We start from the raw sequence: 20,513 nt of genomic DNA, 5'->3' as shown, positions 1-20,513 counted from the left end.
CCCGAAGCTATAAGTACCGTCGGGTGTTAATCTGAAACATGGAGGTGCGTCGAACCGCGCCGGTCAAACTCATCGTTCCCGATGAGCGCCGCGACGACCTCCACGAATCCGCCCGGCAGTTCCTTCACTGCGCGAACCGTGCCGCCGAGTTCTGTTGGGACGACGACTCCTACGCGAACTGCGTTACGGCGAACACGACCGCACGGGACGCGCTCTACAAGGAACTCCGAGAAGAAACGGACCTCACCGCCAACCTCGTTCAAGAAGCCATCCGACGCGCCGTCCAAGCGACGAATGGGTGCGTCGAACGGTGGAAACAAGGCAAACGAGTGAGTCAGCCGGAGTTCACGTCATGGAGCATGGTCTACGACAAGCGGAGCGCGACCTTCTACCGCGACCGTGTGTCCCTCTCGACTGTCAACGGGCGCGTCGAGTGCGACTTCGAACTTCCGGCGGACAGTCCGACGCCCTACGAGCGATATATTCTCTCGGAGGACTACGAGTTCCGGGCGAGCACACTGCAATACGACAAGGCAACCGACGAGTTCTACTTCCACATCACGACGCGGGAGTACGATACCGATGAGTCCGAGGTTTCGGAGGATACCGAGCACCAAACAGTCCTTGGTATCGACCTCGGCGTCAACAGCCTCGCGGTGGCCTCAACCGGTACGTTCTGGCAGGGCGACGAGTACGACCACTGGTGTGGCGAGTTCGAGAAGCGACGTGGTGAGATGCAACAGCGCGGGACGCAAGCCGCGCACAACGCGCTCCTTCGCCTCGGCAAACGCGAAGAAGCGTGGCGGAAGCAGTATATCCACACGGTCGCTAACGAGATCGTCACGGAAGCCGTCGAGAACGGGTGTGACGTAATCGCGTTCGAGGACCTCACAGACATCCGCGAGCGGCTTCCGCACGCGAAGTGGCACCACATCTGGGCGTTCCGACGGTTGTTCGAGTACGTTGAATACAAGGCCCCGGAGCGTGGCGTCACGGCGAAGCAGGTTGCGCCGAATCACACGTCCCAACGCTGTTCTCGGACGGACTGCGGGTTCACGCACCGAGACAACCGTGACGGCGAACACTTCCACTGCCAGAAGTGCGGATATGAGGTCAACGCGGACTACAACGCGGTCGTCGGATGATATCCGACGGGCAGCAACGTCGTATTGCGACGTTGCGACGGCGAAAAACATCGGGCTACGGTACGCCCGCAAGCGACACCACAGACTCCGTTCCTCGCCCAAGCCGGGGGGCGGAGACGCACCAGTAGACGTGCGTGTGAATGGTGGGACGTTGAACGGCAAGAGTCACCGGCAGATTGCCGGCGACTGATTGTCGGGAGTCCACATCAAAGCCCCACCCTCAAGGACCGAGGCGCGTATGCGCCGAGGGAGTAGGGTGGGGTAGTTTACCCGATGAAGGTAGTGGTTGTACACCTGCCGGTACAGGTCGCGGTGTCGGTCTAACACCTCTCGGACCGCGTTGGACGGGTCGAGTCTGTACCGGTAGTTGTAGCGCACAGTTGCCTACGCGGTGTACACGCCGTATTTTTCTTCGGCGTTCTCTGCGTGGTGGGGATTTTTGTCCCGGCACTCGGGACATATGTCGATATACCCATCTGCGGCTGTGTCGTGCTTCTCGTGAAAACGTTTGGTCGCCGCTTCCTGATCGCGGAAGCATCCGATCAGGTCAACGGTTGCCCGATCACTTGTTTCCCCACAGATGTAGCAGGTGAGTGGTGTATCAACGGTCATGGTCTACTCGCCTGAATCGGCATCGGGTTCGGAGATACGGACGACCTTCACGTCCGCTCCGATCCACCGTTTCGGGACGAGGACGTGCGCTCCGTTTCCGACCGGGCGAACGTCTCGGTCGAGGACTTCGTAGCCCTCGATTTCGTGCCGATCCATTAACTGTGTATATACTTCGTTACAACTTAAATCTACCGATTGCGTGGGCCTGCGGGTCGGCAGTATCGCATTGATGAAAGATGATGACGGCGCTGTATCCCCGCCCTAAAGGACGGGGTTTTAGCGCCTGCAATTCAGATAACCGTCGATGAGGACGAATTGATCGACCTAGCAAGTCAACTTCAGCCGATCCTTCGCCGCCGAGCAGCCAAAGCGTTCCGCGATACCGAACTCATTCCAATTGACGAGGTCGACAGCGCCATCGAACAAGTAGGGAGTATCGTTGAGATTGATAAATCTGGTCAGGAGTATCTATTTCAATGTGATGTATTAACTGACGATATAATCCTGCTCATTGCTGCACTGTCCGCCCAAGATACCGGAGACGCCCGCCAAGCGATCAAATACCTTCGAAAGGCTGGCGAACTAGCCGACAAACACAACGACGAGCAAGTTAGTACTGATCACGCTCGTGAAGCTCAGGCACTGGTCGAGCGTGAAGCCGTTGTTAAGGCGATGCGAGAAATGACGACGCAGTCCCATCTCGCGCTTGCAGCCCTTACTGCACTGGAACTCTCCGGGGATGCACCTGTACGTGCCAGGCCCATTTACGGCGTCTACAAAACTATCGCTTCACAGATTGATGCCGATAAACTCGGTCAGCGTCGGTTCAAAGACCATCTCCGTGAACTAGATATGCAAGGTATTGCTGACGGTGAAAAGGTAACTGCAGATTCGATAGGTGGGCCAGCCTGGGAATACCAGCTACAAGTTGCTAGCGAGATCGCTGTCGAGGTTATCAAAGATACAGCTCGGTTCGCCGATATTGACTTTCACAGAGTCAGCTCTGATCGCATCAACTCTTAGGCCACTCAATGACCCTTTCAGGTCACCCCACCGTTTCAGCAATTCCGGTTTCTAACGATTCATATTGTTCGCTCTATTGATGTACACACCCCCATTTCATCAATTCACTCGCTTCCAGACTGACCTGTCTAAGTGTCTTCAGATTGGTTGAGCATCTCGCTTGCGCGTTTGGCTCCTTCAGTCGCATCGATATGTGAATAATGGTCTTTGGTCGTTTCGAGACTCTGGTGGCGCATCAAATCCTGTGCGGTGCCACGATCCATTCGATAGAACGTATCGCCAATCCCACGGCGAGCCCCGTGAAGCTGGAGATACCCGGGACCCTCCGGTGGAGTCGGAATATCGAGCTCTGCGGCCTCACAGAGGCGTTTCATCACGCTTCGAGCGCCCGTCGTTGTGATCGCGGGTGGCGTGATACAGTACTCTCGTAACACCACCTCGATTGGATTCTCTTCGAGAATCGCTTCTATCGACTCTTCGTCCTCATTCTCTACTTCGCGAAGATGCGTTCGAGCACACTCATAGAGCGATGGGGCGTGTCTCGTCGGGAAGACGGGCCAGTCATCAGTCGGTGGATCGTTGATCGTCCGATAGCGTTCGACAGCGGGGATCGCTTGCTCGAGTAACCAGGCCGACTGGCGTTGTTGGTTTTTCCCGAGCACAGAGATCGTCTGTTCGTCGAGATCGACGTCGCGCCAGCGAATGCCTTGGCGACCGGTGCGGTTGTCGTGTTCGGAGCGAAAGACCTCGGATGCACGCACTCCTGTGAACGCGAGCACGGCGACGAGAGCGCGATCTCGTGCCTCGACATCGGCGTCGAGTCCTTTCTCATCGATGGCGTCGTGAGCGCGTTCGTTGACGTAGTTGAGAATCTGTGTCCGTTGCTCCGGGGTCCAGAACTGTTGTTGGGATTGTTGGGAGACGGACCGATCGGGCATCGATTCCTGGGCAAGCCCGGCTCGTGCGTAGTTCTCTTGGAGATAACCCCACTTGGAGGCCCAACTGAGAAAGGCTGAGACCGTGTTGTAGTAGGTCCAGGCGGTTGAGCGGGCGATTCCACTGTCGGTCGTCTCGGCTTCGTTCGCGGCGACACGACGGCGGAGGTGTTCGGCGTAGTGGGCGAGGACGGTTTCGTCGAGTTGCTCGAAGTGCTCGATGTCCCGTTGGTTGAGCCACTCAATCCAGCGAGTAATGACTCGTTTGGCATTGCGCCGGTAGTTTCCTGAGTCGTCGCCTTTGGCTTTAGCCTTGAGAAACTGCGTGAGTCCTTTTTCGAGCGATGGAGAGTCTTCTGTAGTGGTTGAACCCTGGGATTGTGGATTTGGCATGGGATTAGATGAAGTGAGGGCGTGGGGGATAGTAAATCCACTGTTGACTTTTGGCTTAATCAAAAGTAGATCACCGAATCGATGAATCGGCTGTATTCCGTAGATACGATGCTGCTATCTCGATAACAACATTTTATAAACTCCATGACGCTACATAGAATCTGTGCTATACGATTGTTGAAAGTGTTGGAATCACTTTTCACAAGAAGCCAAATAGCGAGGAGCAGGAGTAAACCGAATGCAACAGTAGCGGTGAGGAGGCCACCGAGTGCACGGAAGACAGGCGTCACATCCGTTCGGCTGACCCGGAGGCCGACGAATGACGCAATATTGATCGCGTATAGAAGCACAATCCCGACAAGCGCGGCGAGAACGATCTCACCAACAATCTGCTTACCGATCACGACAGCAGCAGTGGCGACAGCGACAACACACAGCGTGACATAAGGTACATTTGGTCGATTGCTCGTCGCGGCGAAGCACTAGGTAAGGTATTACAGTCGATGAGCGCCTGGAGGACACATGTAGATCTGGTCATGCCAACGAGTATCATTATGAAAATAGCTACGAGCGGCAACGCGTAATTCGCGAGAATCGGGAATCCCACACCGAGGACAACTGCCGACAGCAGCGTGGTCATCACGTTGTTCCCACTCGCGAACGAGGTCGGCGGGACCATGAGGTGAAGAGAGCATGACCATTGTATAGAACAGCGTCGTGATGAGGAGACTTCCGATAATTGCACGGAGAATAGCCCAAGACGGCTGTTTTACGTGAAAATAAGCGCAAAGCCTCGCCCTTCAGGCAGGGATACGCGCTGTACACTCCGCCAATCGACTGAAGTCTACAGTATAGTCGGCATCGTACAGTAGTTCAAGCCAATCACGTAAAGTATCAATCGGAAGCACCGGGGCCGCTTCCCACCGATATTGACGATTCCACACCCAGCGGTGACAAACCCGCCGGGGAGTACGTGGTTGAGATTCGTACGCTATCCTCACAGTACCCCTACCTGTCAATCGAGACGGGCGGCAACGCCTGCGTAAACGAGGTGGAGACGGCATACAAAAGTCTGCCCCGTTCGCGGTTGCACCTCGCCATCTCCGGCGGGGTACGGTTGATGGCACGACCTGTGTCCGCCCGCCGTCTAAAGGGGGTGGTCGCACGGTATTCGGACGCCTCGGTCTAGGCGGTATCGGGTGTGGCACAAGCAGATACCACGTCCCTCTCGGGCGCGCGAATACGCCTGCCCGTTGTTTCAAGGGCCGACTTGTGGCGCACGAACCTGTACTTTCCATACGGGAGAGATAGTTGCCTTCGGAGACTGACGGAACGGCCCGACGCCCCACGGAGGAATCCTCGTCGTTCACAGCGGGGAGGGTGCCAAAGTGGAGTAGTTTTACCGACTTATCAGTCACTCTTGAGTATTGTGAGCGGTTGGAACCGAACTCTTAGAGTCGAACCTCCCGATTGAGGCTGTCGCTAAGGAAATGCCTTATGAGACAGATATTTTATACAAGGCTTGTGACCCCTGTCGTCCTTCTTGAAGAGATAGAGACCTATATTACAAAAATACGGGTGTAATCATCCAGCATATTCGAGATTGAGTTCGATCTCATTTGTCGCTCCAAGGAGGAGATCTGGAATTTCCTTTTGCAGTTTATCGCCTTTGAACCGTTGAGCAGGTCCTGAGATGCTTATCGCACCGAGAACAGATCCATCTGAACGTTGGATAACTGTTCCGGCCGCATTCAGCCCTATTACTGATTCCTCCCTGTTGAAAGCCACCCCCCGTTCTTTGATTGCCTCAAGTTCCTCAAAGAGGGCTTTCCGATCTGTAATTGTATTCGGTGTTACTTGTGGCAGACCTTGCGTGTCAATGATTTCTTCAACTCGCTCCTTCGGTAGAGCTGCGAGGATTGCCTTGCCTGCTGCGCTACAATGAAGCGAGCCACGTTTACCGATATGGGCATCTGTCTGAACCGCATTTTCGCCTACGGATGCGTGGATATAGACTCGTTGGCCGTGTTCCTCCGTAATAAACTGGACCCGTTCGTTCGTCATCAACGCGAGTTGCTGGACCTTGTCCTTCGCAAGTTGATAGCCCCGTTCGCTGTATTGGATGTAGCCGCCGATAGTAAGAAACTGGAGACCGAGTTGGTAAACATCCCCTTCTTTCGTCACGTAATCGCGAGCGCGCAGCGTTGTGAGATGCCGATGGACCGTACTCGGCGCGGCATCGAGATATTCTGCGATCTCCTCTATGCGACCTCCCTCAAGTTTGTAGAGTGCCTCAACTACTTCCAAAGATGTTTCAGTCGTCTTGAGCCGTGATTCGATCGGTTCGTTTGTCATATTCGCCTCTTAGCAACCCTCCTATATAATATTCCGCAAAATGGGATACCTACTCCCGTAGAATATACTTTCAAGCTTGTATCGTGAATAATAGTGGTAAACGAACTAGCGATCCCATTCTGCGGAATGAGATGAGAACGATGAATAACTATTGCCCACGGCGCAGCTACTAGTCTGAGTTATCTTCAAAAGCGGATGGGCGATAGCTGCCCGGTTACTCCAGCAACTCTCGCCGCAACGCACCGTCGTCTACCACTGTTGTACCATCAAGTTTCACAGTCGGTGATTTAATCACGCCATCGAGATGGATATCACTCTTCAGCGTCCCACCAAGTGACTCGTTATCCCCGACTGCGAAATGGATCGTCCCTTCGCGTTTCTTGTCTTCTGCGGTGTTCCCGATCAGCTTCGCCTTCGGGTTCGTTCCGATGGCGAACTCGGCGAGGTTTCGAGCGTTCTCGTCGGCTCCCTCAAAGATCTCCTCTAGTTCTTCTGCTTGTGTTCCCCCTTGAACGTCGGTAACGAATCCGTTTTCGAGCGTCAGCTCGATCGGCTCTTCGAGATGCCCGAGGTTGTCCATCGCGACGTCGATAACGATCGTTCCGTTTGCCGTTCCTTCCGCTGGGTGTGTCGGTGCCTCACCCGGAGGGAGCGTCGCGAAGCCGTACTCCTCGTGGAAGTAGCCGTCAAGAGAGAACGACTGACATCCCTCTATACTGAACTCTACGTCCGTTCCTTGATCGCTGGTAACGACGGCCTCCTCGGCGTCCGTGATGATCTGAGCCATCGCTTCCGTTCGGCGCCGAAGCGCCTCGAAATCGACTGTCATCGCGCCATCGACCATCATGTCCTCAGTAACCCCCCGAAGCACTCCTATTCGAGTTCCCTCCCCCGCCGCTCGAAGCCGGGCCCGCGTATGGGTGATCGCGTGTGTCGTGCAGGTGAACGCCACGTCGGCCGTCGCCATCGCGTCAGCAACGGTATCGAGGGGCTCGTTTCCGTGACTTTCTAGTAACGGCATGACCGACGTCACGACGTCGGCGCCGACACCGTTTGCGGCTGTCGCGATACTCTTGCCGACGCCGAACGTCCTCGGATCCGTGAGAACCAGCACCTCCTCGTCGGTTTGAACGTTCAGACACTGTTCGACGATCGAACGCGAGGCTGTAGCCATCTCTAGCTCAAGCATGTCCTGTGGCATTACCTCACAGTATCGCTGATAGGTAATATATCTTCGTTTATTAATTAGAAGCCGCTGGCTCTATTGGAACCTCTTGCAGCCGTGCGATGTGCTGAGCAGCTTGTTTCGCATCGAATCCGTGAACTCCGATACGAAGAGTCGCTCTTCTCACTGTCACCGCTAAAGGATTTCAACAGAGCCAACCCGCTGGAACTGATCGCCACCGGTGAAATGGAGGAGGCCGGAGAAAGGTCCGCGCTAGTCGGTGTAGAAACCGGTGCCTTCCATCAGACGACGCTGTGTTCGGTACACCGTGACGCTCTCAACTGTCTCGGTTTCCACATTCACGTCCGCTGTTGCGGACATGGTCCCCTTCGGATGACCGAGCGTCACCGTCTCGCCCTCGAGAGCAGCCACCTCATTCGGAATGGTCCCCGGGAGAAGCGCCGCCGCAGCGGTACAGGAAACGCCGGTGACCGCGTAGACCGGATGGAGCTTCTGCATGCTCATATAACGGGCGACGAGGTTCACCTCGTCTGCCTGTACGGAATCGCCCTCGGGGGTCTCGTAGTCCGTCGGCTCGGCCACGAACACGAGCTTCGGGTACCCTGGCGATTCCACCGAGGCCCGCTCAAGGTCGTCGACGAGGCCGAGTTCCGCACAGATCGTCCCCCGGATCCGTTCGAGACGCTCGAGCAGTTCCGGATCGTTGTCGATCTTCTCCTGTCCTTCGGTCGCTGTGAGTCCGATATCGGCTGCTCGCACGAACGCGATCGGCGTCGTTACGTCGACGACGCTGAGTTCGAGCAACTCCCCGTCGATCTCGCGCTCGATCGTTGGCCCGCCGAGCGGGAACAGCTCGTCGGTGACGGCGCCCGCTGGTTCGAGGAAGGACGTATCGATCCGGGCCCCGGTCCCCGGGACGCCGTGGATCTTGAAGTCGCCGCGCGAGGCCGCCCGGCCGTCGTCGGTCAGCGGGACGTGCTGGTCGATGTACGAGTCGGTGTTGGTGTTGTAAAGGCGTAGGTCCGCCACGTCGGCCTCGGGGTCGACGTCGACGAGCCCCTCGTCGATGGCGAACGAGCCGATGGCACAGGTGAGGTTTCCGCAGTTGCCGCCGTAGTCGATCACCGGCTCGTCGATGGCCACCTGTCCGAACGTATACGAGACGTCCGCAGCCTCGTCGTCGGACGCCTCGACGAGCATCAGCTTCGAGGTCGTCGACGTCGCCCCGCCCAGACCGTCGATCTGTCGATCATCCGGGCTGCCGAACAGCGATAGGATGGCCTCGTCACGACCCTCTTCCGGTACCTCCTCAGCTCGGATAAACACGCCCTTGCTCGTCCCACCGCGGACGATCGCACACTCGAGTGCCCGTTGATCCCCGATCATTGCCCTTCCTCCACGTACTCCGCGCTCTCCTCGGCGGCGATCCGGCCGAAGACGGCGCCGTTCGCGAGGCCAGTGCCGCCGGGGTAGTTGTCGAAGAAGAGCCCACCGGTCGTGTTGCCCGCGACATATAGCCCGGGGATGGGGCGACCGATCGTATCGAGCGCGCGCGCCCGCTCGTCGGTCGCCGCGCCGCCGAAGCCGAAGGTGATGCCGCCAGTGACGCGATAGCCGTGATACGGCGGCTCCTCGAGGGGGAGCGCCCAGTTGGTCTTCTCGAGGTCGAGTCCCTCGGTTCGGTTGCCGTCGAGCGAGTCGGGATCGAACTCGCCGGGGTCGGTCGCCGCGTTGAACTCCTCGACGGTCTCGGCGCCCTCGGTGGGCGATTCACAGCCGAGCTCCTCGAGGACGCTCTCGACGGTGTCGCCGGTGACCCAGTCGCCGGGCCCCGTCGCGCGCATGTGCTCGGTGAGCGAGTCGTCGATAAGGATGTACGCCTCGTGGCCAGGCTCCTCGAAGATGAGCCGGCCGAGCTTGGCGTAGGTGTGCGCGCGGGCGTCCTCTCCCTCGTCGAAGAATCGCTCGCCGTCGTTGTTGATCAACAGGCCGTACTGATAGCCGTCGACGCGGTTTGCGCCGCCCTCGTAGTCAGGTGCTTCGCTGTCGATCAGCGCCATATGTGCCCCGCCCCACTGACCGGTCGCACGGCCACCTGCGTCAAGTACCATCTCGATCCCCTCCCCGGTGTTGTACCGGCTGCCACGTACCTTCATCGCATCGTAGTCGGAACCGTAGTACCGGGTCCGCTTCTCTTCGCTTGATTCGTACCCGCCGGCAGCAACGACGATAGCGTCCGCCTCGTATTCAACGTCCCCGTCGTCGGTTCGTGCCCGCAGTCCCGCCACCTTGCCATCCTTGAACAGAAGCTCGCGAGCCTCGGTTCGGTATTCGAACGTTGCGCCCTTGTCCTCGGCCGCCTCAACGAGCGCGCTCACCAGCTGTTCTCCATCAAAGAACGTCCGCGCGACCGTGTACCCGGAGTTGAGCGGCTCCATATCCCACTCGACGCCGCGCTCGGTGAGCCACTCGACGGTTGGGCCGATTTCGTCGACAATCGTCCGGGCCAGCTCATCGTCGGCCCGTCCATTCGTCTGGCTCATGATGTCGGCATAGAAGTCGTCTGGACTATAGTCGTCAATGTTGAACTTGTACCCATACTGTTCTAGATCAGCCTCAGTAGAGGCGACCCGGAACGATTCGCTGTGCCATGTATGTCCACCTCTCTTCTCTTTTGGGGATTTTTCCAGAACAGTAACGTCCATTCCGAGTTCGACCGCCCGGTTGGCTGCGCTTAGTCCTGCGATACCACATCCTACTACTATGAGGCGCTGATCGTTAGCTGCGTCCATCTCCACAAGGTACGTAAAAGGGAATCACTATAGACGTTTCGTCCTATAGTACGTCCTACTGGGTATTGCGCTCGTCCGAGGATATTTCTACTAGCCCGTGGACGGATCGATATGGATGCAATTGTCGTCGAAGATTTCGGATCGTTTAGTGTGGCGGATGTAGACCGCCCTGAGCCGCGGGAGAGAGAAGTACTGATTGACGTCTCACGGGTGCAATTGAGCGTGACCGAGTGTTCTCTCTATCGAGGTAAGGAGGTTGCCCATTACGATACCGTCGAACGGGCAATTACCGAGGGGGAGAATGGAGCTCAGTTGTTTGGCCACGAGTTCTGTGGCGAGGTTGTTGAGTGCGGCCCAGCTGTTGAGGAATTCAGCGTCGGCGACCGCGTGTACGCACCCGGAAAGATTCATTGTGGTTCTTGCCCGTACTGCCGTGCAGGATACACCAGCTACTGTCCCAACACTACTTCCATCGGCTACGACAGATCGGGGGCACTCGCAGAATTCGTTCGGCTTCCGATTGACCCGCTCCGACACCTCCCTGACGGCGTCTCTGATATCGAAGGCGCAGCGCTCCAGCCGTTAGCTAGCTCTGTCCTCTGTACTATCGACGCGGGGATTAGTCCCGGCGACAACGTCCTCGTTGTCGGTACAGGAGTAATGGGGTTTCAGTGTGCGTTGCTCGCTAAGCAATTCGGAGCGGGAGAGGTGTATGCCGTAGATATTAGGCAACGACCGCTCTCGATCGTTGCCAACCATGGCGTGACGCCGATAGATGCGTCCGCGACCGATCCGGTAGAAGAGATCAGGGCAGCCACGGACGGATTTGGCGCCGATGTCGCGTTCGCGGCGGTCGGTGGCGAGCAGTCACACGCTACTATGGGTGACGAACCTCTTGCCCAAGCATTTCGTGCGGTTCGATGCGGTGCAACAGTTCTTCAGGTCGGTCATGTCGAAGGAGATATCGAGATCACACCTCGTACTCTCCGTTCAAAAGCGGTTCGCTGGAAGAACCCACGAAAGGGCGTCGTCAACGTTGGTCCCGGGACCGATACCGGCGAACTCGCCACCGACCTTGTCGCCTCTGATGAAATTCCTATCGATGAGTACGTCACACATGAGTTCGACGGTCTTGAATCGTTCGGGAAGGCAGTAGATGTTACACTCGATAAACGGGAGTATGATGCGCTTGGACCGGCACAGATCATCCTCAGCGATAAGTGATGCCACACTATGGCCAACGGTTTGGACAATGCCTTGAACCGCGTCAGAATCGCCTTCGCGTCATTACCGGTAGCGAGGTTGGGGTTCCCCGCTGTGGAAGGTTTCGCTCTCGTTATGAATCGCAGCCGCCAAAACTCCGGCCTTCAGGGCGGGGATATGGCGGCGTCTTCATCTGTTCAAACGCCCGTATCGGAAAGATTAGGTGCCCTACGGACGTATACTCGGTCGTCAACCCCTCGGTTTCCCGCCGGGTCTTGACGTTCCACAAACTGACAGTTGACTCGGTGTTTGCTTCATCAAAACGTAAGCCCGTGGGACGCAGACCGACAGAAAACAATCACGTAACTCCGAGTCCTGAGCAGGAGAGGAGTAACAGCGGCGTGGCACCGCCTCCGGTTCGTTGGACCGGCAACCGTAAATCTCTCAACGAACCGCCTGTTAGTGGGCGTGGGAAGCCCGCGCCTTTAGGCGCGGGAGGATGTCACTGACGTCATAGTAATCGAAATTTTCGGTGGGCGGCCGTTCGACTATTTCTGTTCCGTACCCGAAGTCCCCTAATGAATAGAACACTGGGTATTCCTTGTAGATATCCATTTTGCCCAGTACGGCAGACCAGTACCGTCGAATATGGTTGCACCCGTGTCGATACACAGTCGTGCGAACTCGCGTGATTCGAATTGGTCATCCAAAGAGCGTGATCCGGATTGGTGTTGATACGGACGCTACGGAAACTCCAATTCGGAGTGTCTCGATCGACCAAACGGCTCGACTTTGGAGGAGTGGAGCGGCATTCGCCTCAGACCTTGATCAGGTATAGAAAGAGCGACCCAGAAGGCGTGTAAATAAGCTTAAAATTGGTACGGCGAATGATCGTCGAATATAGGAATGGATGCTCGGAAGTGAAGTACTGTGAAACAGGCTGGCCGGTTCAGGAACGTATTAGTATCCGCCTGTGTGATGTCGAGTCATGGACTCTGTCCAAGAGATGAAAGGAGCGAGTATTGTTGTTGAAACCTGTGCTGCAATCGAACCCGGTGAGGACGTCCTCGTGGTTTCTGATTGGCAGGTCGCCGATGTTGCAGAGAGAGTCGCTGCTGCTGCAAAGGAACGTGATGCGAATGTCACCATGACTCTTATGGACCCGCGAGAATATGACGGTAATGAGCCCGAGGAGGTTGTGGCAGCGGCAATGATGGAGGCAGACGTGATTATCACTCCCGTCCATCGATCCATCACTCATTCGTCGGCAGCGGCTGAAGCGAAGGAAAACGGTGCACGAATTATTAGCATGGTAAAGTTCACTGGCGAACAGCTCATTCGCGGGGGTCTATATGCGGATTATGTCGGGATGCGGCCCCATTGCGAAGAGATGGGTAGAAAGTTCGGCGAAGCTGATGAAGCGCGAATCACCTCTCCACAGGGTACGGATGTCACGGTGGGTCTGGAAGGAAGATCCGGAAACGCTCATCCCGGTATCGCTGACGAACCCGGCGAATTCACCGCACTCGTCCATATTGAGGCGAACATTGCTCCTGTCGAGGGAACAACCAACGGAACAGTCGTTTTCGACGGTGCAATTCCGAATCTGGATATCGGTGTTCTTGAAACACCTGTGGAAATGGAGATCGAAGACGGAGCAGTTACGTCCGTTGAAGGGGGGCGGGAAGCCGACCGTATCGCGAATGTCTGGTCTGAACACGATGACCCTGCAGTCTACAACATTGCTCAGCTTGCGGTCGGAATGAACCCTGAGTGCCCCGAATTCAACGGTTGGTTTTCTAACGACCACGGTCGGTACGGTAACGTCCACTTCGGTATCGGCACGAGTAGCAATCTCGGTGGAACAACGCGTGCCCCGGTTCATTTCGACGCGATGATGGCAGAACCCACACTGGAACTTGACGGCGAAGTCGTCCTAGATAACGGTGAGTTCACATTTTTCTAATCAGGTAGCCGAAATACACTGCAACTGCTGTATAATTCTCACCGTTCCTCATGATTGACCGACCAAAACATTTATTTGGTGTTACCGATGTATCACAGATGCATGAGGGAAGAAACCACGGACCATCACACTAGTCGACGGCGAGTTTTGAGAAATGTCGGTATAGCATCAACATTAGCAACTGGACTGGCGGGTTGCACCGAAAACCTGGCTGGAGGCGGTGGAGGGGATGGAGGCAACGGAGACGGGTATCCGAACGAGGATCTTCGATACATCATTCCCTTTTCAGAAGGTGGTGGTACTGACACGTTCGCCCGACAGATGATCCCTATCATGGGTGAGGAGCTCGGTACTAACATTGCTATCGAGAACATCCCGGGTGCTGCCTCTCTCCGCGGGACCGGCGAGCTGGCTCTGGCTGAGCCCGATGGCTATACCTTTGGTGGGTTTAATCCCCCGTCTACTCCGGTATCCGCGATGGTCAACCCCCCAGATTTCGATATACGGGAACTCAAGGGCGTTGGCGCATACGCTCGAACTCCGTTCGTTATTGTCGCCAACCCTGAATACGAGATAGAAGGGTTCGAAGATCTGGTTAGCCGGTACCAGTCCGGAGAGCTAGAGGCATTCTCCGGGAAGCAAAAGGGTGGGGTCGATCACGTCCTGGCACTGTTGATGAGGGACAACGAGGAGTATAACCTCGCCTGGCAACGCTACGTGGGCTACGACGGTTCCGGACCCGCCGTGCAGGCAACCACGTCAGGTGAAGTGCCTGCTGCGATTAGTACCGATACGGCCGCACAAGGTGCCGCCGAAGACGGGAGGATCGACCCTGTTGTTTCTCTCTCCAGCGAGGGTACGGGGGTCTTTCCCGACCTCCCGGCGGTCACCGATGTCGGCTATCCGAACATCGATTACCTCGGTCAACTCCGCCGATGTATGTATGTGCCACCGGAAACGCCCGATGAGCCCATTCAAACGCTTACAGAGGCACTTGAAACTAGCCTCGAAAACGAGGAGCTTCAGCAGTGGGCCGAGGATACTGGCAACGTACTTGAGTACGGCGGACCGGATGTCGCCGAAGAGGCTGTTAGCGACGCCTTCGAGAATATCCCCGACCAAGTCGACCTCGAAGAAGTCAGGGAATCCGCCTGAACCAGCTGTTTGCCACCCCTCTCAAAGAATCGCGATATGACCATGAATTACTATCAACATATGTTGTTCGAACCCCCCACACCAAATCACCATGACGTTTGAAGAACAGTACAAACGATTTTCAGAGAAGTTCGTTCATATGGAAACGTTACTTCTCCTCATTATGCTCGTGAGTTCGGCGTACATGCTCTGGGGAACGTTCAACTTTCAGAGCGTTAGTGCTGCCCGATTCCCACGGCTCACAGCTGGGACCGTGTTTATTGGCTCGGTATTACTTATATCCCGGAACTACCTCCCGGACCGTGTTTCGACTCTCCTCACCGAACAACCGGAGGTATTCAAAACTGATGATGAACTAAGCCAGAAGCTTGAGCAGTCTACATCGGAGCAGACAGCTTCCTCTTCAGAAGCAACCGAGTTATCTGTTGTCGGTCGTCCGATTCACGATTCGCTGTTCACTGCGATCGCCATAGTCGGCTATGCGGTGCTTAGCTTCGCTATCGGGATCTATCTCGCTACACCGATTTTTGTGCTCGTGTATGCCCGGTGGTTTAAGCTCTCGTGGAAGATGACTATTGCACTCACCGTTCTCGGGATCGTCATCGGTGACGTGTTCATGGGGCTGCTCGGTGTACCTCTCGATCGCGGTGAAATACTGTTCCCCTCGGGAGTATTGAACATATCTGGCATCTCGCTTATGGAGGCTCTCAAATGAGTGGACTCGGACTCGTTGCACAGGTGGGAGCGATCGGAGCACTGACCGAAGCGATCAGCCTCGTCTTTACTGGTCAAACACTCCTGTGGATCGTTGTTGGGCTCATCCTCGGTATGATCGGCGGTGCACTCCCCGGTGTTGGATCCTCGTTGAGCATGGCCATCATCCTGCCTCTTACCCTTCCGCTTTCACCAGTCAATGCAATTGTCCTTCTGGTGAGTATGTATAGTGGCGCAATGTACGGCGGTAGTATCTCGGCGATCCTCGTCAACGTCCCCGGCACCGGTGCCGCCGCTGCGACGACGTTTGATGGGTATCCGATGTCGAAACAAGGACGAGCAGTCGATGCGTTATCGATGTCCGCGACGGCTTCGTCCGTAGCCGGATTTTTATCGGTACTAACTCTCCTTCTCATTTCACCGTTGCTTATCGAGGTCGTCCTTCTGTTCGGCTCTCCGGAGAACTTTATGATGGCAGTCCTCGGTTTAGCAATGATCGCTATCGTTGCTCGTGGATCTATTGTCAAAGCAATCATTTCTGGTGGGTTTGGGTTGATGATAACAACGATCGGTATCGCACCGAACTCTCCGGAACTCCGGTACACATTTGGCCAAATCGGTCTTCGAAACGGGGTCGACTTTATCGCCGCGTTGATCGGTATGTTCGCTATCGCTGAAATGATAAAACTCGCCGGTCAGCAGGGTGGTATCGCTGATTCCGCGATCAAGATGACTGGCAATAGTCTCGCGGGCGTCCGTGAGACGTTCCAGCACCCTCGGACTCTCTTGAAATCGGGATACATTGGAATGCTTATTGGAGCTGTCCCGGGAGCTGGTGCAACCGTCTCGAACTTTATTGCATACGGCGAGGCGATGCGGAGCTCGGTTACTCCTGACCGATTCGGCAAGGGAGAGCCTTCAGGCGTGATCGCAGCAGAGGCATCTAACAACGGCACTATCGGTGGTTCACTCATCCCAACGATTGCCTTCGGAATTCCCGGTAGTGGATCGACTGCAGTCTTACTCGGTGGGTTGCTAATGCACGGGCTTCGTCCGGGACCGCAGTTGTTCGAGACGGATCTCCACCTGACGTACACCTTCCTTATCGCACTGCTCATCGGGAACTTCTTTATCCTGTTTGTTGGTGTCGTATTCGTCACGCGGATGGGACGGCTAACACAGATCGACACCCACGTGATCATCCCAATCGTCGTCGTCCTCTCTATGGTCGGTGGGTTTACCCTTAACAACAACTGGATGGACATCTTGACGCTGGTCCTCCTCGGTCTCATTGGCTATTTGATGGTCAAGTACAACTATTCGGTGATCGCGTTCGTCCTTGGGGTCGTCTTAGGGCCGATCGCCGAGGAAAACCTCCTACGATCGTTACAGATCTCTGGCGGTGAGTACTCCATCTTCCTGAGCCCAGGACAACAGCCTATCGCGTTCGGGCTCCTCTTGATGACGATCGTGATGCTCGTTGGACCGTTCGTAAAACCGCGGCTTGAACGAGCGCTGTCCTGAGATAGACCGGTTTTCGCGGCTTCTTTTCCGATCCTCCATAACTATTCTAATGGCAGCACTCAGGTAACGAGGGGCCAATAGAGGAACCATGACAGCGAGATGATGACTGCGGCGAGGCACATCGTCACGAAGCCAAAGCCGAACACTTCGCGGTTGGTGAGTGGTCCCCTATCGAACGAGATGAGAACTGCAGATGTGTTGAATGGAAGGAAGGTAGTCGACCCAATAAGGATCAGTACCGATAGCGCGAGATACAACGAGTTCGCACCACTGATCTCGCCGAACTCGAGGATGATCGGGAGGACGATAACGATCGCAGCAGAGGCGGTCGAGAAGAACACTCGAATGCAGACGGCCAATATCAGGAGGATCGTCACTGCCTGCCACGTTGGGAGCGATGAAAACGCTATGTATTGAGTTATACCATCGACCACATACCCAAGCGTGCCGGATGTCTCCATCACGCTGAGGATAGAGAACATCGCCCCGATGAGGAAGAGGACGCCCCAACTCACGTCCCGAATATCCTCGGTCGTGATGATGTCGATCCCAGGCATTGCCAATATCACTCCAGCACCGATCGCCGGAACAATCGTCGGTAGTCCGATGAACGACCCGATAACCCACCCAAGGATCGCGCCGAGCATCACGACTGCAACGATGCGCTGATCGCGAGTCAGCGGCGGCGGCTCCTCATCAACATCGGCTCCCAGTCCCCCTTCGTCGGCGCTTTCTTCGACGGTAACGGTATCATTGACACCGTAAATCAGTCCGGCGCTTATCGCTGCCAACCCGTAGAGGACCAACGTAGGTGGGATCATCAGGATCCCCCATTCGACCCAAGTGACGGCCCTGACCGTGGAATTGATGATCTCGGAAGTGATGATCGCCATGCCACCGCCCGTCATCAGTGCCATTGATGCGATGGGGTTTACATGACCGAGAAGAATGAACGAGGACCGAGTGAAGTTGCTGTTCTGGTCCAGTCCGTAAACCGTCGTCAGGCGGCGAACGACTGGGATGAACGTTACTGTCCGAGCCATGGCTGATGGCATGAAAAACGACAGGATCAGTAGGTTGCTAGCCAACGACCGAATTGTTCGACGAGGCGTGCTCTGTGACGACAGGAGTCCCTTCGCGACGCGGTCATCGAGTTCCACTTTGGAGATCGCGTTCCCTAACAACAGGAGGACGAACAGAAAGAAAAAGAGCGAGGATGCATAGCCAATAGCAGCTTCCTCGAACGTATCCGTGAGCTCTAACGTGAACAACAACACTACACTCAGAACGCTCGAAAGGGTGTAGGGAATCGCCTTCGTGAGCCATAACACGAGAGCGAAGAAGAACACTGTCAGAACTAGTTGTATTTCTTGAGTCATCCCTGCCGGAGGTGGAGAGAGAATACCGATGACGAGCACAACCAGTGCAAGCGCCAGTCCAAAGCTCCGCACAGAAGGAAGAAACGGTAGGATACGCGTCTCTCCGAACCGATCTAATCGCATTAACGGTGCTATTATCACTCCTCTGCAAAAAGTTACCGAAGCACTCGTTTTCGACCGGTAGTCCTGCTATCAGGGTGACGGTCGGAAGAGGTACAACTTATAATAGGGCCTAGTTTATGTATACGGGTAGCATGGTCGTTATTGCCGCAGTGGATAACCAAGAGTCCGAATCTGCTGTCGTGGATGAAGGACAAAGGCTGGCGAACGCGTTCAATGAACCGTTACATGTGGTGCATGTGTTGAATCAATCTCGATTTCAGGAACTCGAGCGGGCGAGCGTCGATGAGACTCGTCAGACGATCGACGTCCAAACGATCCGTGAGATGGCAGAGAAAATCGCCGATAACATCGCCGGTGCGACTGTCGATACAGAGTATACGGCCGTCGGTCTCGTCGGTGATCCCGCGGAAGAAGTCTTGAAGTACGCCGGTAAAGAGGACACATCCTACATCACTATCGGCGGTCGAAGCCGATCCAAGGTTGGCAAGGTACTCTTCGGGAGTGTGACTCAATCTATCTTGCTGAGTGCGGAATCTCCCGTTCTTACGGTGATGAGCGACGATGATTGAGCAATCCTCCGAGCTTATTCCCGGGCTTATCGACCAAGACGTCAAACCCCGTGATCGATTGCTTGAGCGAATTGACGATCGCTTCGCTCTTGAAGTCGGTGTTCCCCCAACAGAAACGGCCGTGATCGAGAAACTACGGGGGAAACAGGTCCTGTTTACGACGTCTCGACTACCGCTTACTGCTGACGTATTCAAAGCGGTGGACTCGTTACAATTGGTCTCGAAAATCGGAACAGGACTCGATAGCATCGACCTTGAAGCGGCGGCTGCCAATAATGTAGCCGTTCTCTATACGCCTGGGATGAACGCCCTTTCCGTTGCCGAACACGCCCTCTCGTTGCTACTGGCCGTGAACCGCAATGTCGTCATTGGTCAAGACGCTCTCCGGAACGGGTTGTGGCGAGATGAAGTCCCCAATGCACGGCCAGTAACAGGGACAACTGTGGGTATCATCGGGTTTGGGAACGTCGGGCGGCGGTTAGCTGGGCTACTTTCCGGGTTCAACACTGACGTGTTGACCTACGATCCCTATGTTCACGATATCGACACCGACGTCACTGGCGCCGAGCTGGTCGAACTACCGACCTTGCTTCGATCCTCGGACGCAGTCGTGGTGACTGCCGAACACACAGCGGAAACACACCATATGGTCGATACAGCCGTACTCTCGCAGATGAAGTCCTCAGCGATCCTCGTCAATACCGCCAGAGGAGCGATCGTTGATCAAGATGTACTCATCGAAGCACTAATGAACGAGGACATTGCGGGGGCTGGCCTCGACGTCTTCGAGGACGAACCGTTACCAGCCGATTCATCCCTCCATGATTTCGAAAACGTCGTCGTCACTCCTCATATCGCCGCTTCCTCGATTCGGGCGAGGAGTAATATCATCGATACTCTTGTGGATTGTACACACGACTACTTCGAGAACAACGCTATAGACGACCGGTTTGTAGCCGTTCTACCGTAACACTTCACGTCTTCCAATTCTCATTGGTAGCGTCCTGAACGATTGAGGATATCATACCCTTGTTATATATCATGACATTAAATTAGAAGATGAAACAAACACTTGAGTGATCGTCTATATTTGCGTATCTGCTGGCGGAATCACACTATTTTATAATACTGATGGATTTGTGAAATTGCTATGAGCTACGACAAGGTCGATGTCTCAGAGGAGGGAGAGACCATCGAATTCGACGGCGAGAAGCTCTCGGTCCCCGAAACGCCCGCCATCCCGATCATCTACGGCGACGGCATCGGCGTCGACGTCGCCCCCGCCGCCCAGACCGTACTGGAGTCCGCCGCCAACGCCACTGGTTTCGCCGATGCGATCGTCGAGAACATCGAAGAGCTGTCGTAAACAACTATTCTGACTCTTGGAGCGTCGTTGCGAGAATCTCACAAAATTAACGCCGAGCGGTTTTTTCCAGTCA

16 protein-coding genes and 3 pseudogenes are annotated in these 20,513 nt (G+C 55.5%); 10 read left to right on the top strand and 9 right to left on the bottom strand.

The window, feature by feature from the left end; translation table 11 throughout:
• The first annotated feature begins 38 nt into the window (after positions 1 to 38).
• Positions 39 to 1,335, top strand: a pseudogene (locus tag HAPAU_RS16275) (RNA-guided endonuclease InsQ/TnpB family protein).
• Positions 1,336 to 1,409: 74 nt separating this feature from the next.
• Here HAPAU_RS16275 and HAPAU_RS23240 read toward each other — a convergent pair.
• The 3 genes and pseudogenes from HAPAU_RS23240 to HAPAU_RS21175 all read right to left on the bottom strand — a co-directional run.
• Positions 1,410 to 1,523: pseudogene (locus HAPAU_RS23240) on the bottom strand (helix-turn-helix domain-containing protein); the annotation flags it as partial.
• A 6-nt stretch (positions 1,524 to 1,529) separates the two neighbouring features.
• A complete protein-coding gene (locus tag HAPAU_RS16270) occupies positions 1,530 to 1,757 on the bottom strand; it encodes a hypothetical protein (RefSeq protein WP_066384939.1) in 228 nt (75 codons plus the stop codon).
• Between the two features lie 3 nt (positions 1,758 to 1,760).
• Complete coding sequence (locus tag HAPAU_RS21175) at positions 1,761 to 1,913, bottom strand: DUF2080 family transposase-associated protein (RefSeq protein ID WP_157078518.1); 153 nt, start codon at positions 1,911 to 1,913, stop codon at positions 1,761 to 1,763.
• 159 nt (positions 1,914 to 2,072) lie between these two features.
• On the opposite strand from HAPAU_RS21175, the gene HAPAU_RS16265 reads away from it, so the two are divergent.
• Positions 2,073 to 2,780, top strand: coding sequence for a Cdc6/Cdc18 family protein (locus tag HAPAU_RS16265; RefSeq protein WP_245634190.1), 708 nt, complete (start codon positions 2,073 to 2,075; stop codon positions 2,778 to 2,780).
• A gap of 128 nt (positions 2,781 to 2,908) precedes the next feature.
• Here HAPAU_RS16265 and HAPAU_RS16260 read toward each other — a convergent pair whose 3' ends face one another.
• The 5 genes from HAPAU_RS16260 to tcuA all read right to left on the bottom strand — a co-directional run bounded on the left by HAPAU_RS16260 (position 2,909) and on the right by tcuA (position 10,441).
• Positions 2,909 to 4,108: a tyrosine-type recombinase/integrase gene (locus tag HAPAU_RS16260; protein ID WP_066384935.1), complete on the bottom strand. Its 1,200-nt coding sequence runs from the start codon at positions 4,106 to 4,108 to the stop codon at positions 2,909 to 2,911.
• 1,584 nt (positions 4,109 to 5,692) lie between these two features.
• Positions 5,693 to 6,463 carry an IclR family transcriptional regulator gene (locus HAPAU_RS20235; RefSeq protein WP_084383832.1) on the bottom strand — a complete coding sequence of 257 codons (771 nt, stop codon included), beginning with the start codon at positions 6,461 to 6,463 and terminating at the stop codon, positions 5,693 to 5,695.
• Between the two features lie 214 nt (positions 6,464 to 6,677).
• On the bottom strand, positions 6,678 to 7,664 hold the full coding sequence (locus HAPAU_RS16240; RefSeq protein ID WP_066384929.1) for an aminopeptidase: 987 nt from the start codon (positions 7,662 to 7,664) through the stop codon (positions 6,678 to 6,680).
• 237 nt (positions 7,665 to 7,901) lie between these two features.
• On the bottom strand, positions 7,902 to 9,035 hold the full coding sequence (locus HAPAU_RS16235) for a 2-methylaconitate cis-trans isomerase PrpF family protein (RefSeq protein WP_066384927.1): 1,134 nt from the start codon (positions 9,033 to 9,035) through the stop codon (positions 7,902 to 7,904).
• The gene (gene tcuA / locus HAPAU_RS16230; protein ID WP_066384925.1) at positions 9,032 to 10,441 is read right to left on the bottom strand and encodes an FAD-dependent tricarballylate dehydrogenase TcuA; all 1,410 of its coding nucleotides are present in this window, start codon (positions 10,439 to 10,441) and stop codon (positions 9,032 to 9,034) included. Before tcuA ends, HAPAU_RS16235 begins: the two co-directional genes overlap by 4 nt.
• Positions 10,442 to 10,552: 111 nt before the next feature.
• Here tcuA and HAPAU_RS16225 point away from each other — a divergent pair, with 111 nt between their 5' ends.
• The 5 genes from HAPAU_RS16225 (at position 10,553) to HAPAU_RS16205 (ending at position 17,003) form a co-directional block, all read left to right on the top strand.
• Positions 10,553 to 11,665, top strand: coding sequence for a zinc-dependent alcohol dehydrogenase (locus tag HAPAU_RS16225; protein WP_066384923.1), 1,113 nt, complete (start codon positions 10,553 to 10,555; stop codon positions 11,663 to 11,665).
• 967 nt (positions 11,666 to 12,632) lie between these two features.
• Positions 12,633 to 13,610 carry an aminopeptidase gene (locus HAPAU_RS16220; protein ID WP_066384922.1) on the top strand — a complete coding sequence of 326 codons (978 nt, stop codon included), beginning with the start codon at positions 12,633 to 12,635 and terminating at the stop codon, positions 13,608 to 13,610.
• 102 nt (positions 13,611 to 13,712) lie between these two features.
• The gene (locus HAPAU_RS16215) at positions 13,713 to 14,765 is read left to right on the top strand and encodes a Bug family tripartite tricarboxylate transporter substrate binding protein (protein WP_084383831.1); all 1,053 of its coding nucleotides are present in this window, start codon (positions 13,713 to 13,715) and stop codon (positions 14,763 to 14,765) included.
• A 91-nt stretch (positions 14,766 to 14,856) separates the two neighbouring features.
• Positions 14,857 to 15,480 carry a tripartite tricarboxylate transporter TctB family protein gene (locus HAPAU_RS16210; protein ID WP_066384919.1) on the top strand — a complete coding sequence of 208 codons (624 nt, stop codon included), beginning with the start codon at positions 14,857 to 14,859 and terminating at the stop codon, positions 15,478 to 15,480.
• Entirely contained in the window at positions 15,477 to 17,003 is a 1,527-nt protein-coding gene (locus tag HAPAU_RS16205; protein ID WP_066384918.1) for a tripartite tricarboxylate transporter permease, read from the top strand. Before HAPAU_RS16210 ends, HAPAU_RS16205 begins: the two co-directional genes overlap by 4 nt.
• A 59-nt stretch (positions 17,004 to 17,062) precedes the next feature.
• On the opposite strand, the gene HAPAU_RS16200 is transcribed toward HAPAU_RS16205, so the two are convergent.
• Positions 17,063 to 18,505: an SLC13 family permease gene (locus tag HAPAU_RS16200; RefSeq protein ID WP_066384915.1), complete on the bottom strand. Its 1,443-nt coding sequence runs from the start codon at positions 18,503 to 18,505 to the stop codon at positions 17,063 to 17,065.
• Positions 18,506 to 18,636: 131 nt separating this feature from the next.
• Between HAPAU_RS16200 and HAPAU_RS16195 the strand changes: the two genes are divergently transcribed.
• The 3 genes and pseudogenes from HAPAU_RS16195 to HAPAU_RS16185 all read left to right on the top strand — a co-directional run.
• The gene (locus HAPAU_RS16195) at positions 18,637 to 19,074 is read left to right on the top strand and encodes a universal stress protein (protein ID WP_066385200.1); all 438 of its coding nucleotides are present in this window, start codon (positions 18,637 to 18,639) and stop codon (positions 19,072 to 19,074) included.
• Positions 19,067 to 20,044 carry an NAD(P)-dependent oxidoreductase gene (locus HAPAU_RS16190; RefSeq protein ID WP_066384914.1) on the top strand — a complete coding sequence of 326 codons (978 nt, stop codon included), beginning with the start codon at positions 19,067 to 19,069 and terminating at the stop codon, positions 20,042 to 20,044. Before HAPAU_RS16195 ends, HAPAU_RS16190 begins: the two co-directional genes overlap by 8 nt.
• Positions 20,045 to 20,224: 180 nt before the next feature.
• Positions 20,225 to 20,398, top strand: a pseudogene (locus HAPAU_RS16185) (NADP-dependent isocitrate dehydrogenase); the annotation flags it as partial.
• Between the last annotated feature and the right edge of the window lie 115 nt (positions 20,399 to 20,513).

The sequence above is a fragment of the Halalkalicoccus paucihalophilus genome, assembly GCF_001593955.1.
GTDB classification, from domain to species: Archaea; Halobacteriota; Halobacteria; order Halobacteriales; family Halalkalicoccaceae; genus Halalkalicoccus; species Halalkalicoccus paucihalophilus.
This window is presented reverse-complemented; position numbering and strand designations above follow the sequence as displayed.

Bases quoted from the DNA above. Each gene is read 5' to 3' on its own strand.
- tcuA (WP_066384925.1), bottom strand. From the start codon at position 10,441: ATGGACGCAGCTAACGATCAGCGCCTCATAGTAGTAGGATGTGGTATC.
- HAPAU_RS16215 (WP_084383831.1), top strand. From the start codon at position 13,713: ATGAGGGAAGAAACCACGGACCATCACACTAGTCGACGGCGAGTTTTG.
- HAPAU_RS16260 (WP_066384935.1), bottom strand. From the start codon at position 4,108: ATGCCAAATCCACAATCCCAGGGTTCAACCACTACAGAAGACTCTCCA.
- HAPAU_RS16195 (WP_066385200.1), top strand. From the start codon at position 18,637: ATGGTCGTTATTGCCGCAGTGGATAACCAAGAGTCCGAATCTGCTGTC.
- HAPAU_RS16225 (WP_066384923.1), top strand. From the start codon at position 10,553: ATGGATGCAATTGTCGTCGAAGATTTCGGATCGTTTAGTGTGGCGGAT.
- HAPAU_RS16270 (WP_066384939.1), bottom strand. From the start codon at position 1,757: ATGACCGTTGATACACCACTCACCTGCTACATCTGTGGGGAAACAAGT.
- HAPAU_RS20235 (WP_084383832.1), bottom strand. From the start codon at position 6,463: ATGACAAACGAACCGATCGAATCACGGCTCAAGACGACTGAAACATCT.
- HAPAU_RS21175 (WP_157078518.1), bottom strand. From the start codon at position 1,913: ATGGATCGGCACGAAATCGAGGGCTACGAAGTCCTCGACCGAGACGTT.
- HAPAU_RS16200 (WP_066384915.1), bottom strand. From the start codon at position 18,505: ATGCGATTAGATCGGTTCGGAGAGACGCGTATCCTACCGTTTCTTCCT.
- HAPAU_RS16205 (WP_066384918.1), top strand. From the start codon at position 15,477: ATGAGTGGACTCGGACTCGTTGCACAGGTGGGAGCGATCGGAGCACTG.
- HAPAU_RS16235 (WP_066384927.1), bottom strand. From the start codon at position 9,035: ATGATCGGGGATCAACGGGCACTCGAGTGTGCGATCGTCCGCGGTGGG.
- HAPAU_RS16210 (WP_066384919.1), top strand. From the start codon at position 14,857: ATGACGTTTGAAGAACAGTACAAACGATTTTCAGAGAAGTTCGTTCAT.
- HAPAU_RS16190 (WP_066384914.1), top strand. From the start codon at position 19,067: ATGATTGAGCAATCCTCCGAGCTTATTCCCGGGCTTATCGACCAAGAC.
- HAPAU_RS16240 (WP_066384929.1), bottom strand. From the start codon at position 7,664: ATGCCACAGGACATGCTTGAGCTAGAGATGGCTACAGCCTCGCGTTCG.
- HAPAU_RS16220 (WP_066384922.1), top strand. From the start codon at position 12,633: ATGGACTCTGTCCAAGAGATGAAAGGAGCGAGTATTGTTGTTGAAACC.